The sequence below is a fragment of the Paracoccus benzoatiresistens genome, from assembly GCF_026913015.1.
GTDB lineage: Bacteria > Pseudomonadota > Alphaproteobacteria > Rhodobacterales > Rhodobacteraceae > Paracoccus > Paracoccus benzoatiresistens.
Window position 1 is genome coordinate 1 of the sequence record NZ_JAPTYD010000016.1, and the last position, 16,071, is coordinate 16,071.

A 16,071-nucleotide genomic window follows, 5' to 3' on the forward strand; every position below is an offset into this window, starting at 1 on the left:
TGGATTTCGTCTTCAGTTCCACCTGCGCGACCTATGGCGACCGCGACGGCGAGGTTCTGGACGAGAGCACGCCGCAGGCGCCCCTGAACGCCTATGGCGCCAGCAAGCGCGCGATCGAGGACATGCTGGCCGATTTCGGCGCCTCGCACGGGCTGCGCTCGGTGATCTTCCGCTATTTCAACGTGGCGGGCGCCGATCCTGACGGAGAGGTGGGCGAGCATCACCGCCCCGAGACGCATCTGATCCCGCTGATCCTGGATGCGGTGGACGGCAAGCGGGCGGCGCTGACGGTGAACGGGACCGACTATCCGACCGCCGACGGCACCTGCATTCGCGACTATGTCCATGTGATGGATCTGGTGGACGCGCATGTGAAGGGCCTGGAATGGCTGCGCGCAGGGCGCGGCAGCCGGGTCTTCTGCCTGGGCACGGGGACGGGTTTTTCCGTGCGCGAGGTCGTGGAGGCCACCCGCCATGTGACCAATCGTCCGGTGCCGATGGTCGACGGCCCGCGCCGGGGCGGCGATGCGGTCAAGCTGGTTTGCGGCAGCACGCGCGCCAAGGCGGAGCTTGGCTGGCAGCCCCACCGATCCACGATGAAGCAGATGATCGCGGATGCCTGGCGCTGGCATCAGAACGGCGCCTATCAGGCGTGAAGGGCGACCGGGCAGCGGCCCTGCGGCGGGCATGGTCGGCCTGGCGCCAGCGCTGGAAGCGGCGGAAGCTGCTGTGGCGCTGCCTGCGGGCGGGCCGCGCCCTGATGCCGATGGCGGATCGCACCGCGGCGATCCGGCCGGGCGACATCCTGGCCTTTGCCACCGTCCGGAACGAAATGCTGCGCCTGCCGCAGTTCCTGGACCATTATCGCCAGCTGGGCGTCCGGATGAGTAGACATGGCGGTAGATGGTCTCGTGGCACACACGGAGCCGACCACATTCAAGACGCAAGCGTCCGGCAATCTGTTGGGGTGACCAGCCGCCTTGAGCCCGGCGATCACGCCGTCGCGCAACTTATCATCCTGGAGCAGCTTGGCCCGCCTTCTGCAGCAACTGGCGAGGTGCTGGGCATTCATGTGCCAGTAACCAGTCGCCATCGGCACTTCGTTGTCGTGCCAGAAGTTGCGCCGGATCTCGCGATGGATAGTGGAGCAATGTCAGCCGAGTTGGACGGCGATCTGCGCCACGCTGATCTTGCGCTGCAGCATGGCCTTGACAATGCGACGCTCAGGAAGGGTCACGTGCGATGCCAAAGGGAGGTTCCTCGAACTGCAAGAAGCCAACAAATCATGGCTTGTCGCATCTCGAAATAGAACCCACCCGCTTACATAGCCAAAATGCAATAGTTCCTATTATGGAACAGTCAGGTAGTTGTGGTTAATTTGCGCGCTTGTCGGGGCTTCAGTTGAGCAGCCATTCCAGGGCCGGAGCGAAATGCTCGGACTGCACCCATCTCATCACGACAATCCCGAGGATGCCTACGCCGGTGCCAAATGCGGCCGTGGTGCGGGTAGCATGTGAAACACGCCGCCAACAGTGCCCAGCAGCATCAAGAGAAGATACAGACCAAGCGAAAATGTCTGAACAACGCCCATGGTTTCTCCCACGATGGTTTCTGACGAGCGATCGGGCCTCGCCATATTACCCCGCGCTTCGGAAAAGCCCAAAGCGAGGTGGCCGATCGGAGCGGCGATCACCTGGCCCTGCCTACAGCAGCCTCATGGCTCGGAACGAGGCTTCCCGCTCCTTGCCCACGACGATGTGGTCGTGGACCGTCACGCCGATAGCCTCGCAGGCGGCTACCACGCGGGCGGTCATGGCGATGTCCTCAGGGCTTGGCGTCGGATCGCCGGAAGGATGGTTGTGGACCAGGATGACGGCACTGGCGTAGTTCGAGTGCGCGCTTTGCTACCTCGCGCGGAAAGACCGGAACATGGCTGACCGTGCCGTGGCTCAGCGCCTCGTCGGCGATCACGGTGTTCTTGCGGTCCAGAAAGATCACCCGGAACTGCTCGATCTCGCGGTGCGCCATGCAGGTCCGGCAATAGCTGATCAGCGCGTCCCAGGAGGCGATGACGTCGCGCTGCAGCATTCGGGCCTGCGCCATGCGTTGCGCAAAGGCGTCGACGATCCGCAGTTGCAGATAAACCCAGCGGTCGGCCCCTTCGACCTGCAGGATGCGGTGCTCGGAGGCCGCGATGACGCCGTTCAGGTCGCCGAACGTCGCCAACAGGCGGTTGGCCAGCGGCTTCACATCAATCTTCGCGATGGCATTGAACAGGAGCAGTTCCAGCAGTTCGTAATCGGGCATGGCCGCAGGACCGCCCTCCAGGAACCGCGTGCGGAGCCGGTCGCGATGGCCCCAGTAGTGCGGGCGTGCCGTTCCGCGCTCGTCGCGAAGCAATCTACCCCCGGCCGCAGCCTCCGGCTTGAGACGATCCATGCCCGACATCACCAACCGGACGACCAGCGCCTCCAGCAGTGCCGCCTCGCCCCCATGCAGATGATCGGCGCCGGTCGAGTCGATCACCAACCCGTCCGGCGGATCCACGGCGACAACGGGCGAGACCCGCTGCAAGACCCAGAGGGCCAGCCGCTCCAAGGACGCCGCGTCAGTTGCGGGATCATGGGGCAGCACCTGCAACCCCGGCACCAGCGCCTGCGCCTTGCTCACTGGCATGCCGACGGACATGCCCAGCTCCTGCGCCAACTCGCAGGCGGCGGTCACGAGCCGCCGGTTGCCGACCCGTCCCGCCAGGACCAGCGGCGCCTCAGGCGAAGGCGCTGCCTCGCCTGCTTGCCGCCTCAGCCGGTCGATCCGCCAGAGTGGCAGGTAGACCGAGATGACCCGTGCCATCGCATGCCTCCAGTTCCAGATCGAAGCTTTCGCCCGCCCGCGCCCGGATCAGCTCCACAAGCCAGCAGGACCGGCCGACGCCGGGGACCGGCAAGGGCGCGGACGGCAGCACCGAGACCCGCCAGCGGGTCATCGCCGCCGTGGGCTGTCCGAAGTCGTAGGCATCCTGTTGCCGTCGTCAGCGGCGCAGCGCGATGCCGGTGGTCCCCGATCCCTTGGCGGCCAGGTGCAACCGGCGCGTGGCAGTCATCGACAGCCGCGCCACCTCGGCCACCACGGCTGCCAGGCCGCCATGGCGAAGCCCTTCCTCCATGCAGGCCAGCACCGAGACATCGTCTCCCGCCTCGACATGGATCACCCGATCGGGGCCCAGGTCCGCCTGTTCCAGGCTTGGGGCGAACAGATCGGCCTCGGTCACGCACCACAGCACCTGTCCCGGCAGCCGCGCGGCGATGCCGGCCGCGAAACAGGAGGCTGCGGCGCCATCCACCGCGCCATTGCCGCCGCCCGCCACCTCGTGCAGGCAGCCAAGCGCCAGGCCCCCGCCCGGCAGGCACCGGTCCAGCTCCGGCAGCCCGAAGGGCAGCACGCCACGGTTCGGCCCCCTATCGCCTTCCATCGCCGCTACCTGCGCGCGCAGGGCGGCCAAGGCTGGATTCAAGGACCAAGCAGGCATGACAGGAAGGGCTCAGAAGGGTTGAAGATGAACCAATATGTTCCTGTTTTGTTCCGATGAATGTCGGCTTGTCAACCGAGGGGCAGACGAATATCTGGGGAAAATGTCACGATCCTACCGCGTCACGCTGGCTGTGGAGGTGCCTGCATGGCCCAAGTCTCACGTCGCGGTTGAGGCTGGTCGCGGAACTGGACTGCAGCGTTGGAACTTGGTAATACGATAGAGCACCAGAGGGGAATGACCATGGGCGTTCACAAACAGTCGGTCAGCTTCACGGATGCCGCCTTTGCTTATGCCAAGGAACTCGTGGACCGCGGGGATTATCCGAACATGAGCGCTGCCGTCTCGGGAGAACTCGCCCGCGCCCGGCAGCTTCGGGAGCAAGAGCAGGCCTTGCTGCAGGCCGAATTGCAAAGGAGGCTTGCCCTCCCTCTGGATCAGTGGGAGCCGGTCGGCAGTGTCGAGGCCCTGACCTCGGGTGCCTTCGCACGGATAGATGATCTGGAGCTCCGTGCCCGTCACGGTGCCTGATGCAGGTTCTTGCCCATCCGCTTCTCCGGCGCGACATCGAAGGTCTGGCGGAGCATGTCCATGCCGTGAGCGGGAGTGCCGATGCCGCCCGACGGAGGCTCCGGGAAGTTCATGATCTGATCGAGCAGGTGATTGAGAATCCGTCCCTGGGCACGTCGGTTGGGGAGGCTCTTCCCGGATGGCGCGTCAGGCATGGAGGCAGGGGCCGCCGGATAACGCTCGTCTTCCGTCATGACGCGGAGGCAGACGAAATCCATCTCGCCCTGGTGTCCTTCGGCGGGGAGGATTGGGCCAACCGCTCACCGGGTCGAACAACGCATTTTCCTGATCGCTGACGCATGCCATGCCGTTCGCGTCGAAGACGCCGCGGCCGGGCGAGTATCAGTTCTTCGCCTTCCTGACCTACGAGCCGAATGCGGTCGTCATGCCCATCCATTCCACGGCCATGCCGGTGATCCTTATGGCCGCCGACGAAATCGAGACATGAATGAGGGCAGGCTGGACCTAGGCGCAGGCGCTGCAACGGCCCCTGACTGATCAGGCATTGATGGTCCTGCTGGCATTTATACCGGAAGAAGCGCAAGGGCGGCTACTCTGACACCCAAGACAGGCTCCCTCAGGATTGCAACCTGCAACTTCAATGGTCGCTTAGACACGCTGCTGGCCTAGCCGTGTAGACCTGGCCCCGCCCCTCGGTCCGCGACGTCTTCCTCAGTCCAGCCCTAGCTTGGCTTTCAGTGCATCGATGCGCTTGGAGGCCTCCGCCTTGCTGATGGTGTCGTCAAAGGCGTCGGTATCGTCGGCCTGTTCGCTCAGCGTCTTGAGATAGGATGCCTGCGCACCGGTCATGGGGTCTTCGCCGCTGACCCAGGCATCGGGATTCTTCTCGGCATTGTCGGTTGGGTGGGATTTCGGGTTTTCATCGGCCATGAGGAACTGCCTTCTTGAGATTACCGCAGTGTAACACGCGTTCCATGTTCCGGTTCCGTTCACGTCGCCCGGAAACACCTTGAGACAGGACGGCAAAGCGTGGCGGACTGCGGTGGCTCGGACGAAACTGTCTTCGAAGACGGGCAGGAATCGATCACGTGATGAGGACGAGACGATCTCTCTTTGACGGACGACGAGCGTGTTGGCCAGTCCACGGCGCCGCGCCACGTTCGGTGTTCGACATGAAAAGCGGCGGCGCCAGGGAGGAGGAGGGCGCCGCCCGCATAGTGCTGGCCCAGGGAGGAGGGAGGGGCCGCGTATGGGGTGCGGGTTCAGCCCGGCCAGCCGGCATCAGCGGTTCCGGCAGGTGCGGGCGTTCGAGGTGACTTATCTGCGGGAGGGCTGAGATGAACCAAGGTGGTGGCGCGGCAGAACATCGAGGAGCGGCCCATAAAGAGGCGGAAGCCACAGTTTAAAAATCTTCGTCGAAGTCGTGTGCATATCCCCTGAGATCGCGAACCTTCCTCGCAAGGATTTTGATTTCCTCCTGATATTCCAGGACTTTGTTGCGTAGCTCGTCAAGCTCGGGCTTATGCTGTGCTGTGGCTGCATCCCAGCCGGCCTTCCATGCTTGCTGGAGCAAAGTTGAGGCCTTCTTCTGGAGAGCTTGAGATGGTCCTGATGTTTCATCCTGCCCCAACGAGTCATCTCTAGGCTGTTTTGTGGCGTCGGCAGCGACCTCATCCGGTGCTTTGGGCGATCCGGAGGTTTTCTTGCGCGTCTCCCATGCCACTTGCCGAGGGCTCTTCATCTCGGGCCGGCTTTCGAGGGCTTCGTCGTACCGTTTCTTCAGATCCACATAGGGGACTGGGTCTGGTCCCACAGCGTCCGCTAGAGCCTTCAGACCCTCTTGCGGGTCAAGTCGATGCAGTCGTTCAGCAACCTCGACGGACGAGATTTTCGGCGCTTCTGCGCTACTCTGTTCGACATATCCTTGAGCATGTGCATGTAGGAACGCATATGCCCGTCTGACTTTGTAAAGGTGCCCCGCTGAGATGGGTGCGCCAAGCTCCGTCAGCTTTTCCCTGAGCACATCTTGCCAAGGACGCCCCGATGCATCGCCCCGGGAGTGAGCTTCCAGTTCAAACAAGAGCCGACCGACTGTGACCCAGTTTTTGGCCTGCTCCTGGGTCAAGTCACGAAGGGAGTTCTCCGGCAGTTCTGGCAGCATGGCACAGCTCTATTTTGGATGAGTTATCCATCTACGGCTCTGGTGATATCTCGACAACCGCAAACCTTGTGGGAGTTTGTCGTCAGCGGTTCGAACCGTAGAAAAAACCAAGAAGATAAATTGGATACTTGATCCAACCAAATTTCAATGTTAGATAATTCATCCAGATGTGGCTTGATGAGCTGAGGGACGCCCTTCAGGACCTTCGTGATGCATCCACCCAGGCTTACAAAAGGAGAAGGCCTTTGAACATTATCGTCGACAGCATGGCTGTCATCATCCCTCAGTGCGAAGCCGGTGCTCTGGGGATTGGTGAAGTGCGTGCGACGCTCGAGCTTCGCATCGAGGAAGACGGAGCTTCGACCTTGGGTGCGGAAGACCAGCGTGTTGATCAACTCCTCACGATCAGCGAAGCACATCATCTCACCCTGGTGGCGAGAACCCGGCTTCGCCAGGACCAAGCCGTCATCGCCGATCTTGACAAGATCTCTGATTTGGCCAGGCAGTTCGAGCCTCTCGTTGCGCGTGTCCTGCTTGGCCGGAGCCGCGACTGGAATGGCTCGAACTGGATCGGCCGTCTTGATGATGCTGCTTTGGAAGCCTGGATGGAGATCAAGGCTCTGTTCGAAGATCTCGAGACCGAGCGCTGGACCACTGACACGGTAGTCTGGGATGCGGCTGAATTCGTCTATCCTGGGCATGACGTCACCTCCGTGACGACGGATGCGGAGTTGACGCAGTTCGCGGAAGCCTATGTCGCGGAAGCTGAAAGAGAGAATATCCACCTTCACTATGGGTCGCGTGGTGAGGGGGCGAGCGCTATGCGTGAACTCCTCTTCGAGATCCGTGAAAACCTCAGGGCCGACGACGAAGAGGACTGGGCCGAGGAGTATCAGGAACTTAAGGGCGCCATCAGTAATGCCGCACAGGATTTCCTTGCGTCTGACGAGGACGCTGAAGGGGACATCGTCTTCTATGCGCAGAAGAGCCACGACGAAGGTTGGCAGGCGGCGTTCACCCGTGGTTCGGGCCTTGAACTGACCCGCTTCGCGACTGGAGCGCAGGCTGAAGAGCTTCTCCGTGACCCTTCCACTGCGACCCACATTGTCTTCAATCGCGGGGACGAAGACTGGATCAAGTAGCCACCCAAAACCATTCGGGGGTGTGGTTTGGCTTGTGAGCTCCCCACCCTCGGAGACTTTTCTCCAGCTTCACTCCGCTCCGCCCGGGGGAACCTAGGCCTGACATTCGAAAGGAAAGCACCATGTCATACCTGACCAACAGCGCTTCCAACCTCGCCGCCCTGCGTCTCGCCGTCTATAAAGCGCGCACGGTCGTCAACGAATACTCAGACGAGTATGAGTGGAAGGGCCTTTCCGCGACCCGACAGGTCTCTGGGGCCAGAGATTTCGCGTGGCATGTCAGTTTCGGACTCGCCGACTTCATGACGCATATTTCGGACAGCGACATGCGGGATAGGTCGGATGACGAGATCGCCGAAGAAATCTGGTCCTGCTGGGACACCGAATGGGATGACCTTCAGGTCGAGGTTGCGGTCGGTGACTTCCGGGTTGGATCTTCGGATTTCCAGCAGCGCGACAGCGAATACTGGGGGTCGTGAGGGCCAACGGAGGAGCCCCTTCTCCGGCGTCACTTTCACTCCCTGCGGGTCGCGATGATCTGTGGGCCGTCTTCAGCTGTTAAGCAACAGCCTCAGGATCGACCGCATCGACCGGCTCTACCAACACCGGGTCGACCCAGTATTGGTAGAGCCGGTCGAGAATGTTGCGGGCACGGCCCGGGATCTGGTCGACGCGGGCACCTACTGAAGCGAGCTCGAAGCTCATCGAATATATCGCCCTGCCCACACCTTCGTGAAGCTATGGCTGAAACCGGATGATGGGTCTGAGAAGGCGGGGTATCGTGGCGGGTGTCGATGCCTGCCAGAACCTCCCGAAAGCCGCGATCGCGAGGTCGTCGAAGGGAGCCGCGTCCCGCTTGTCCGACCTGATGGCAGGCGCCGGCACCACGGCATTCGTGCTCGCCGGTGGCGGCAGCCTCGGCGTGGTCCAGGTCGGGATGCTGCCGGCGATGACGAAAGCCGGGCTGCGGCCGGACTTCGTCATCATGCGCCTTATCGGCGCGGTGCTGTTCGAGCAGAATGACGAATGGCAGACCTCGAGCCGCTACATGATGGCCGAGGCCTCTGCTCAGGTCGACAAGGAGGAGATCGACCCCATTTTCAGCATTACCATAAAAGCCGTCTGATCATGACCTCAGGCCATCTGGGAAGTCACACCAGCTTGACGGAGGTGACCGCTTTGTCACCGGTCGTATTCAGGCACAAGAAGTACCCGAACCGTGACGCTTTGCGCTCTAGGCAGTGCGACAGCCCATATCTCGGAAGTTGGTTGCCGAGAAGGATCCCATATATCTGCTGACAGGGCGTCAAGGACGCGGCAGGATCCCAGATGAGCCAGCCCAGGCAACGTCTGCGAGGACGACAAGGCGCAATGCGAGGGACGTAACCTGTGGTCCGGGAATGTCACGCTGTTGTTGACGAGGAATGTGGATGGCGCCGGTGCTGTCTCCAGAGGCCCAAAATCCCACTGAGGTTCTCGCCGGCCTGGTCGAGCGGGTCACGTTCCACAGCCCCGAGAGCGGCTTCTGTGTGCTGCGGGTCAAGGCGCGCGGGCACCGGGACCTTGTCACGGTCGTCGGCCATGCCGCGATGATCTCGGCGGGGGAATGGATCACGGCCTCGGGTTTGTGGCTCAACGACCGCACCCATGGCCTGCAGTTCAAGGCGCAGTTCCTGAAGACCTCCGCTCCATCATCCATCGAGGGCATCGAGAAGTATCTCGGCTCCGGCATGATCCGCGGGATCGGGCCGGTCTATGCCCGCCGGCTGGTGAAGGCCTTCGGCAAGGACGTCTTCGACATCATCGAGGAGACGCCGGAACGCCTGCGCGAGGTGGGCGGCATCGGTCCGGTTCGTGCAGCCAAGATCACCGCCGGCTGGGCGGACCAGAAGGTCATCCGCGAGATCATGGTCTTCCTGCATGGGCATGGCGTGGGCACGGCGCGCGCGGTGCGGATCTTCAAGACCTACGGCACGGACGCCGTGCAGGTGATGAGCGAGAACCCGTATCGCCTGGCCCGGGACATCCGCGGCATCGGCTTTCGCACCGCGGATCTGATTGCCGGCAAGCTCGGCATCGAGAAGACGGCTTCCATCCGCGTCCGTGCGGGCGTGTCCTTTGCGCTGAGCGAGGCCATGGGCGATGGTCATTGCGGGCTACCACGCGCAGAACTGACGGGACTTGCCGAGAAGCTCCTTGAGGTGTCATCCGCTCTGATCGAGAGCGCCATCGGCGACGAGCTTGCCGAGGGCACCGTCACGGCGGACCGGGTCGGCGAGGCAGAATGCATCTTTCTCACCGGGCTTTATCAGGCCGAGCGCGCCATTGCCGGGCACCTCCAGCGGCTCCGGGTAGGACCCCTGCCCTGGCCGGAGATCGATACCCATCGCGCCCTGCCCTGGATCGAGGGCAAGATCGGCCTCAGCCTTGCCCCCAGCCAGGCCGAGGCCATCCGGCTGGCGCTCAGGTCCAAGGTCACGGTGATCACCGGCGGTCCTGGCGTGGGCAAGACCACGATCGTGAACGCCATCCTGCGCATCCTGGCAGCAAAGGGGGTCAAGCTCCTGCTCGCGGCCCCCACCGGCCGCGCTGCCAAGCGCATGACGGAAACGACCGGCATGGAAGCGCGGACCATCCACCGTCTGCTGGAGTTCGACCCCAAAGCCTTCGGCTTCAAGCGCAACGAGGAAAGCCCGCTCGACTGCGACCTGCTGGTGGTGGATGAAAGCTCCATGGTCGACGTGCCCCTGATGCAGTCGCTGATGAAGGCGCTGCCGACTGCGGCCGCGCTTCTGATGGTGGGCGACATCGACCAGCTGCCTTCGGTCGGGCCGGGCCAGGTGCTGGCCGACATCATCGGCTCGGGGGCGGTGCCGGTGGTGCGCCTGACCGAGGTGTTCCGCCAGGCCGCGCAGAGCAAGATCATCACCAGCGCGCATGCCATCAATACCGGGCGGATGCCGGACCTGGCGCCCCCGGACGGCACGACGGACTTCTACTTCGTGCCGGCCCGCGATCCCGAGGAGGCCGTGCCACGCATCGTCGAGCTGGTGAGCCGGCGCATTCCCCGCCGCTTCGGCCTCGATCCGATCCGGGACATCCAGGTCCTCTGCCCGATGAACCGCGGCGGTGTCGGGGCCCGGTCCCTCAACATCGAGTTGCAGAAGGCGCTGAACCCGGCCGGCGAGAGACGGGTCGAGCGGTTCGGCTGGACCTTCGCGCCGGGCGACAAGGTCATGCAGATCGAGAACGACTACGACAAGGACGTCTATAACGGCGACATCGGCACCATCGAGGACGTCGATGTGGACGAGGGCGAGGTCGCCGTCGACTTCGACAGCCGCACGGTTGTCTTCGCCTTTGGCGAACTCGACACGCTGGTGCCGGCCTATGCCGCGACCATCCACAAGAGCCAGGGCTCTGAATATCCGGCCGTGGTCATCCCGGTGATGAGCCAGCACTACACCATGCTGATGCGCAACCTCCTCTACACCGGCGTGACCCGGGGCCGGAAGCTGGTGGTGCTGGTGGGCCAGAAAAAGGCCGTGGCAATCGCTGTCAAAAACGTCTCGGGACGCCGCCGCTGGTCAAAGCTCGACGAGTGGCTCGCAGGAGGACGGTCCCGTTGAACGGGCAAGGTCTTGGCGCTGAAAACGCCGCCCCTAGACCGGAGCAGGCCTTCTTCACGAGCAGGCCGTCAGGCAACTGACTCTGTCGCACTGAGGCCGAGGGACGCTGTAGCGCTGGTTCCCGCCGCATTCAATCGCGTGCACAGCCGTGGGGATCGATCAGCCAGCCGGAGGCGGCATGGATGATGGCCGCCTCGTGGCCATATTGTTCGATGAACTGCCGGTCGGCCTCGGCCTGGCGGGCCTTATGCAGAGAGCCGGTGAACTGGCCGTTCAGTTGACGGCACCAAAGGCCCGGGTCCGTGCCACAGATGGGGCAGGATACGGCCAGGGCCGGGTGACGGTGGACGATGAAGTCCGGCATGAAGGTTTCCTCCCCGTGGAACGCAAGCGGGATGCGGGTGCGGCATGGGCCAAGGCCGAGGGACAGGCCGCCGAAGTGCAAGGCTCCGGCGCAAGGACGCCTCCGAGGCATCGGTCGATGCCCTGGCACGCACGGCCGCGGGACGGATGGATGCGGTCTAGCTCGGCTATCATGACAAGGATACTGCGCCTCGGCCACGCACAGGTCCAATGACAAATGGGAATCAATCCGGGTGAATGGATTCGCATCGCTGATGGCTTGTGACGCGTATCGCGGCTTGTTCCCTTGGGAGCCACCTTCTGGGCAGCGGCAGCCCGTCTGAAACCCGCCGATACCGAGGATGCTGCGCGCGGCACCCACGACGCAGCCGCCTGATCCGCCCAAGAGTGCAGCGCCGACCTCGCGAAGGCACATCAAGAGAGCGCTTCCACAACCTGCCGACTGCCGGAGCGCGTGCCGACAGACGACAGCAAGATCACATGGAGCCTTACACCTTCAACCGACCCGGTGACGATCAGCTTGGATCGGTGCAAGGTGGCCGTGGCGCCCGGCTTAGCGAGAGCCAGTGTTGGTGGAACCATCCCGTTGGGCTGGATGTGGAAATTCGGCAGCCTTGTCTTCCTTAGCTGTCAGCCGGTCGAGCGGATCACCTTCCCAAAGCCGCAGTTCTTCCTCCGACATCGGTTCAAGAAAATCGGGCACGCGGCTGACTAGGCCGGCCAGACTGCCAAAACGGACTTTCTTTTTCATTGCTGAGCTTCCCGATATCAACCATGCTGCCTCAACCGCTGCCACGTCGCGAGCAGTCAGCATGGGCAGTATGCGCGCACGGCAGGTTTCCGGCAACATCCCCTCGAGAAAAGCCCGCACCAGCTTCAAGGGGCGAACATGCCCGCGACACCGTCATCTCAGACCTTTCCGTCGTAGCGGTTCAGCACCTTCAGTGTATGGTCACAGCACCCTCTGATCGCCCCCTGGAATTCGCCCAGCATTGCGTGCTCACCGGCCGGCATATCCCGAACGAGTGCAACGGCCTCATCAAGGTTGCTCAGGATCCTTCTTGCCATGTTCCCGGCGCTTTCCGGGCCAAAGCGCGCCGCAAACCCGCAGGCTCTCGCCTCCCGCGCCCAGTGGCGACCTTCGATATCGCGCCACTTGCGCTGACTATCCACATCAAACGCCAGGTATGGGGTGATCCCCGGCCAGGCCTCTGCACACATCACGTCATAGATCGGCGTCATCTCGTATGCGTCGCCAAAGATGTGGATGGAATAGTTCTTGGCATGAGCATCCGTGTTGCAGCACAACACGTTGAAGACCATGCGATCCCACAGCGTCTCAGCCTCGCTCGGGTTCAGGGCCCTGAGACGATCCATCATGTCCCTGAACTTGACCTTCTTGCCCTTGTAGCCCGCTCCATGCTGGTATTTGGCGCTTGGCGGATAACCCAGGGCCTGGCAGAAATCCTCCTGGTGAGTTCGTCGCAAGTCTTTGCCGCTCATGACGCGATCGTAGCGCGTGACCAGCAGATATGTCCTTTCACCCGCGCGCCCCGTCGTCACCTCCGGCGCCTCGATGCCGCACAGGCGCGCAAGGGTCAGACACAGCGCCTCATTCTGCACGCCCCCCGCCAGCCGTGGTGAGTCCGGCTTCAGGATATGGCTTGAGGCTGCCCCATTGATCGGGATGCCAAGGCAGCCATCCTCGGAAACGCGCACCGCGAGTTTGGTCTGCACGCCGGCAAGGGACATTGACACCCCCTCGTCGCCCGCCAGGAAGGGCTTCGCCGGCAGTTCCTCAATGATCCGAACGAGATCGCCTTCCCCATTGACGGGAATCACGTCCGCGCCACGCTCGCCCCGCTGAGCAAACGAAATCGCGCCGGATGTATCTCGCCCCACCCTTTCAAGGAGTGCGAGCACGTCTTCTGAAGGAACATCCAGGTTGCGAGCGATTGCTTTGAGATCGTCGCTGTTTTCTGGCAGCAGGTTGATCAACCACGGAGCAAGCGTCCGCCACCCGTGTCGTTTCTCAGACTTCGGCATCGTCGACGACAGCGGGAATGCATCCACATCCGCCAGCCAGGCATCTGCATACTCGAAGTATGGCGCCTCCCCATCAGGGGTTTCAATCTCCCCCACCTCGAGATCTTCAAAGTATAGCTTCATCGGCTCTCACATCCCGCCCGGGAGGCGCCGTGCCGATTTTTGCACGACAGGCTCTTCCCCGAGCGGAGGAAACCCGAGGGCATCCGCCACGGAAAGGGCCAGGCCCAGGTAGCTTTTGCCTTTGCCATTCTCCAACTCGCCGATCGCCCTGCGATTGGCGCCGACCAGCATCGCGAGTTTGTCTTGCGTGTAGCCGAGCTCCATCCTGCGCTTTCGAATGCGCTCGCCGAACTGAACTGCCAGACGCTTGTCCGACGTTGTCATCTCCCTCATGTCGTGTCTCCCGGACCAGACATGTTACGACTAGGTAACATAACGGTAGTCTGGATTGCTTTGCTACGTTGTCGTAACATAACAGTCGCTGCTTAACAATGCTACGTTATCGTAGCACAATCTGGACCGGCGTGATCTGCGACGCGTCGGCAAGCATGCCAAAGCCCTGAAAGGTACGCTACGAGTTCGTAACACATGGCATTGCTTCGGCGCGATGCTACGCAGTTGTAACATTGGCGCAATGGCAGAACCTGGCTTCCAGTTCAGAACGCCTCGGCATGCTTCCTCTTTTCCAGGATCATTTCCCCTCTGCCTCGATCATCCTGCGATCGAACCGATACACCCGTGGCCGGCTCGCCACCTTGGTGGCGGGCAGCTTGTATTGCCTCGAGCGCGCTTCGCCGCCGGGCTTCAAGGCACCGCAATCCGACAAGGTTTCCAGGAACGCGTGGGGGTCGTCGTCCAGGTCACGAGCTTGATCGCTGCGCAGGTAGACATGGTCTTCATCACGCCACCCCAAGGTATCGTCCCTCATCCCCGCCGTTCTATCAGCCTCCAGATCGATAATCCGGTCGGCATTGCGGTCGAGATAGCTGCGAAGCGAGCGCAGAAGGGGCGTCACGCCCGTGTCACGGGTCTGCGCGGGATGACGGGCAAGGCGCGCCATGTGTCGTGCAGCGCTGCGCGCGGTGCCGGCAGGCCAGGGCAGCAGGCCAAAAGCGGTGGCCATTTCACCGGCATAGCCGATGAGGGCGAAGCGTTCGGCGATCAAGTGAAGGGTGGGCCCAGCACTTGCCGGGTCCTCGAAGGAGGGCGGCAACTCAGTTGCGATCCTGGGTGCCAAGGTCCGCAGGGCCTCGCGGAGGTCCGTGGTGACCTGACCGAGATCGGCAACAAGGTGATCCAGGAATGCTGGCAGCAGGTGGCCGTGACGGCGCCGCATCGCAGCCTCCAGGGCGCGCGCGAAGGTCAGGCTGTCGGAATGCTCGTGAAGATCGTCCAGCAAGCCATGCCGTCCCTGTGTCGCGGGAATGTCGATCATCCGCAGGGCCAGGGCCGCTGGCGAACTTTTCTTCTTGCGCTGCAGCAGGGCGGAAACGGGGAGCTCGGACGTCGATAGCACGATCCGTCGAAAGCGGCGGCTGCCATCGGGATCGCGGGACGCATCGACGCGCCCTGCCCCGCCATCGTCGCCCAGGGCCAGCAGGGCCTTGAGCAGCTTCGCACCGGGATCGCGGGGAAGGGCGTCGAGAGCCAGAAGCCCATCCTGGGCCTCCGTGCTCTGCCGGTGGAGACCGGTTTCCGCGGCACTCCAGGGGATCAAGGACGCCGGATCACCGGCGGCGCTGATCGCCAGGCGCAACAGCAATGATTTGCCCGTCGCCGAAGGCCCGAACAGGTTGACGCCCACGGTCTCGATGCCCGCGATGCGCAGCAGCGGCCCTGCAAGGGCTGTGGAAATGGCAAAGATCAGTGCGGGATTGCCAACGGCCTGAGCGGCCACTTCTTCCTGCCATCCCTGCAGGGAGCCGGCTGCCTGCCCGCCCTTGGCACGCGGTCCCACCAGCACGACGCGCTCCGCAGTGGTCCTGTCCGCGTAATGCACAGCGCCGTCGGCGCGCACAAAGCTCATGCCGTCTTCCGGGCTCCGGAACCATCCAGCCTGATCCGCCCGCCAGCCATACCTGCGTCCGTCCCACGCCATCAGATAGCGCGCCACGTGCGGAGCGGCCATGTAGCTGGCCAGACCATGATCCACCAGATCCGCGAGGAACGAGCCTCGGGTCAGGTCACCCTGCGAAACCGTGGCCCGATGCAGCCGTCCGTCCCGGGCCAGGAACTCGACCTCGACGGCATAGCCGCTGCCGTCCGGACGACGGGGAAAGCTGATCACGCGCATCAGACCGCAGACGCTATACCCTTCGGCATCCAGGATGACCTTGTCATCCATGTCGATCCCGTAACCCCGCGGCAGGCCGTGATGCAGTTCTTCCAGAAAAGCCTCGATTTCGGGGGAAACCGGATCTCTCCCCGCTCCTCTTTCGTGCGGACCGTCAACCTGGCTGTCACGCGTGACACCGTCGGCATCCACCTGGTCCGACATAGCCGCGAGGGGATCGATGTCGTTCATTGCTGTGATGTCTGCTGGACCGTTGGACCGTCGGACCGCCTCTCCGGGCACGGACGGGCAATCGGCAGGGCACATCGCAGGGTCACCGTCGACTGTGCCGTGGCTGACCGCGTCATGATCTTCGAACAGGTGGGATGCGTCGG

The 16,071-nt window shown here is 62.9% G+C and carries 18 protein-coding genes and 3 pseudogenes; 10 read left to right on the top strand and 11 right to left on the bottom strand.

From position 1 onward, the window contains the following. On the top strand, positions 1 to 656 hold a 656-nt coding region (gene galE, locus OU682_RS12160), incomplete at its 5' end, for a UDP-glucose 4-epimerase GalE (RefSeq protein WP_268942395.1). Beyond that, the gene (locus OU682_RS12165) at positions 653 to 1,309 is read left to right on the top strand and encodes a hypothetical protein (protein ID WP_268942396.1); all 657 of its coding nucleotides are present in this window, start codon (positions 653 to 655) and stop codon (positions 1,307 to 1,309) included. The genes galE and OU682_RS12165, both read left to right, overlap by 4 nt. Positions 1,310 to 1,703: 394 nt before the next feature. Here OU682_RS12165 and radC read toward each other — a convergent pair. Both radC and OU682_RS12175 read right to left on the bottom strand, forming a co-directional pair. Continuing rightward, positions 1,704 to 2,439, bottom strand: a pseudogene (gene radC, locus OU682_RS12170) (RadC family protein). A 36-nt stretch (positions 2,440 to 2,475) separates the two neighbouring features. Next, a pseudogene (locus OU682_RS12175) lies at positions 2,476 to 2,853 on the bottom strand (Y-family DNA polymerase); the annotation flags it as partial. Between OU682_RS12175 and OU682_RS12180 the strand changes: the two are divergent. After that, a complete protein-coding gene (locus OU682_RS12180) occupies positions 2,847 to 3,014 on the top strand; it encodes a hypothetical protein (RefSeq protein WP_268942397.1) in 168 nt (55 codons plus the stop codon). The pseudogene OU682_RS12175 and the gene OU682_RS12180 sit on opposite strands and share 7 nt — an antisense overlap. A gap of 17 nt (positions 3,015 to 3,031) precedes the next feature. Here the strand turns inward: OU682_RS12180 and OU682_RS12185 are convergent, their stop codons facing one another. Continuing rightward, positions 3,032 to 3,472 carry an ImuA family protein gene (locus OU682_RS12185; RefSeq protein ID WP_268942398.1) on the bottom strand — a complete coding sequence of 147 codons (441 nt, stop codon included), beginning with the start codon at positions 3,470 to 3,472 and terminating at the stop codon, positions 3,032 to 3,034. 300 nt (positions 3,473 to 3,772) lie between these two features. Here OU682_RS12185 and OU682_RS12190 point away from each other — a divergent pair, with 300 nt between their 5' ends. From OU682_RS12190 to OU682_RS12200, 3 genes are read left to right on the top strand one after another with little or no spacing between them, the layout of a single operon-like run. Beyond that, complete coding sequence (locus OU682_RS12190; protein WP_268942399.1) at positions 3,773 to 4,060, top strand: hypothetical protein; 288 nt, start codon at positions 3,773 to 3,775, stop codon at positions 4,058 to 4,060. Beyond that, on the top strand, positions 4,060 to 4,395 hold the full coding sequence (locus OU682_RS24225; RefSeq protein WP_371832241.1) for a type II toxin-antitoxin system RelE/ParE family toxin: 336 nt from the start codon (positions 4,060 to 4,062) through the stop codon (positions 4,393 to 4,395). Before OU682_RS12190 ends, OU682_RS24225 begins: the two co-directional genes overlap by 1 nt. An 8-nt stretch (positions 4,396 to 4,403) precedes the next feature. Further along, entirely contained in the window at positions 4,404 to 4,547 is a 144-nt protein-coding gene (locus tag OU682_RS12200; protein ID WP_268942401.1) for a hypothetical protein, read from the top strand. A 224-nt stretch (positions 4,548 to 4,771) separates the two neighbouring features. Here OU682_RS12200 and OU682_RS12205 read toward each other — a convergent pair whose 3' ends face one another. Together OU682_RS12205 and OU682_RS12210 are read right to left on the bottom strand one after the other, a co-directional pair. Then, positions 4,772 to 4,990: a DUF3072 domain-containing protein gene (locus OU682_RS12205; RefSeq protein WP_268942402.1), complete on the bottom strand. Its 219-nt coding sequence runs from the start codon at positions 4,988 to 4,990 to the stop codon at positions 4,772 to 4,774. 472 nt (positions 4,991 to 5,462) lie between these two features. Next, on the bottom strand, positions 5,463 to 6,221 hold the full coding sequence (locus OU682_RS12210; RefSeq protein ID WP_268942403.1) for a hypothetical protein: 759 nt from the start codon (positions 6,219 to 6,221) through the stop codon (positions 5,463 to 5,465). 245 nt (positions 6,222 to 6,466) lie between these two features. On the opposite strand from OU682_RS12210, the gene OU682_RS12215 reads away from it, so the two are divergent. Further along, positions 6,467 to 7,363, top strand: coding sequence for a hypothetical protein (locus OU682_RS12215; protein ID WP_268942404.1), 897 nt, complete (start codon positions 6,467 to 6,469; stop codon positions 7,361 to 7,363). A gap of 122 nt (positions 7,364 to 7,485) precedes the next feature. Further along, positions 7,486 to 7,842: a hypothetical protein gene (locus tag OU682_RS12220; protein WP_268942405.1), complete on the top strand. Its 357-nt coding sequence runs from the start codon at positions 7,486 to 7,488 to the stop codon at positions 7,840 to 7,842. Between the two features lie 79 nt (positions 7,843 to 7,921). On the opposite strand, the gene OU682_RS12225 is transcribed toward OU682_RS12220, so the two are convergent. Further along, positions 7,922 to 8,068 (bottom strand): hypothetical protein, encoded by a 147-nt coding sequence (locus OU682_RS12225; protein WP_268942406.1) that lies wholly within the window; start codon positions 8,066 to 8,068, stop codon positions 7,922 to 7,924. 277 nt (positions 8,069 to 8,345) lie between these two features. On the opposite strand from OU682_RS12225, the pseudogene OU682_RS24230 reads away from it, so the two are divergent. After that, positions 8,346 to 8,489, top strand: a pseudogene (locus tag OU682_RS24230) (IS256 family transposase); the annotation flags it as partial. Between the two features lie 304 nt (positions 8,490 to 8,793). After that, entirely contained in the window at positions 8,794 to 10,992 is a 2,199-nt protein-coding gene (recD2, locus tag OU682_RS12235) for an SF1B family DNA helicase RecD2 (protein WP_268942407.1), read from the top strand. 130 nt (positions 10,993 to 11,122) lie between these two features. On the opposite strand, the gene OU682_RS12240 is transcribed toward recD2, so the two are convergent. The 5 genes from OU682_RS12240 to OU682_RS12260 all read right to left on the bottom strand — a co-directional run bounded on the left by OU682_RS12240 (position 11,123) and on the right by OU682_RS12260 (position 15,928). Next, a complete protein-coding gene (locus OU682_RS12240; RefSeq protein ID WP_268942408.1) occupies positions 11,123 to 11,356 on the bottom strand; it encodes a zinc finger domain-containing protein in 234 nt (77 codons plus the stop codon). 552 nt (positions 11,357 to 11,908) lie between these two features. Further along, positions 11,909 to 12,235 carry a hypothetical protein gene (locus OU682_RS12245; protein WP_268942410.1) on the bottom strand — a complete coding sequence of 109 codons (327 nt, stop codon included), beginning with the start codon at positions 12,233 to 12,235 and terminating at the stop codon, positions 11,909 to 11,911. 29 nt (positions 12,236 to 12,264) lie between these two features. Beyond that, the gene (locus OU682_RS12250; RefSeq protein ID WP_268942411.1) at positions 12,265 to 13,524 is read right to left on the bottom strand and encodes a HipA domain-containing protein; all 1,260 of its coding nucleotides are present in this window, start codon (positions 13,522 to 13,524) and stop codon (positions 12,265 to 12,267) included. A gap of 6 nt (positions 13,525 to 13,530) precedes the next feature. Next, on the bottom strand, positions 13,531 to 13,797 hold the full coding sequence (locus OU682_RS12255) for a helix-turn-helix transcriptional regulator (RefSeq protein ID WP_268942413.1): 267 nt from the start codon (positions 13,795 to 13,797) through the stop codon (positions 13,531 to 13,533). A gap of 298 nt (positions 13,798 to 14,095) precedes the next feature. Beyond that, positions 14,096 to 15,928 (bottom strand): DUF927 domain-containing protein, encoded by a 1,833-nt coding sequence (locus OU682_RS12260; protein WP_268942414.1) that lies wholly within the window; start codon positions 15,926 to 15,928, stop codon positions 14,096 to 14,098. Positions 15,929 to 16,071: the final 143 nt, after the last annotated feature.